This is a genomic window from Savagea serpentis (assembly GCF_015351395.1).
Classification (GTDB): Bacteria; Bacillota; Bacilli; order Bacillales_A; family Planococcaceae; genus Savagea; species Savagea serpentis.
Window position 1 is genome coordinate 1 of the sequence record NZ_JADKPV010000019.1, and the last position, 415, is coordinate 415.

General features: G+C 43.6%; 2 tRNA genes. Both read right to left on the reverse strand.

The annotated features are described in order from the left end of the window. Positions 1 to 164 precede the first annotated feature (164 nt). A tRNA-Ala gene (locus IRY55_RS13375) sits at positions 165 to 240 on the reverse strand. A gap of 32 nt (positions 241 to 272) precedes the next feature. Then, a tRNA-Ile gene (locus IRY55_RS13380) sits at positions 273 to 349 on the reverse strand. Positions 350 to 415: the final 66 nt, after the last annotated feature.

The window sequence follows — 415 nt, forward strand, 5'->3', positions numbered from 1 at the left end:
GCTTCTTGAAACTTTAATTTATTTGAAATGTGGTCTGCGGGGGTATGATGTCCGCGCCTGCATTTCGGAATGCTCTTTATAGCGATATAAAGAAGACATTCTTGTATTACTCGGTTTGTTTCGTTGTTATTTCAATGTCGTTTTATTCAGTTTTCAATGTTCTATGGTGGAGCCTAGCGGGATCGAACCGCTGACCTCCTGCGTGCAAGGCAGGCGCTCTCCCAGCTGAGCTAAGGCCCCTTTATAAAATAAAAAAGGTCTCAAATACTCAATGGTGGGCCTAAGTGGACTCGAACCACCGACCTCACGCTTATCAGGCGTGCGCTCTAACCAGCTGAGCTATAGGCCCCTATTAAAAGGGTGTTTTTTTGAATGTAAAAATGAACATTCAAAACTGAACGTAACTTGTTGATGC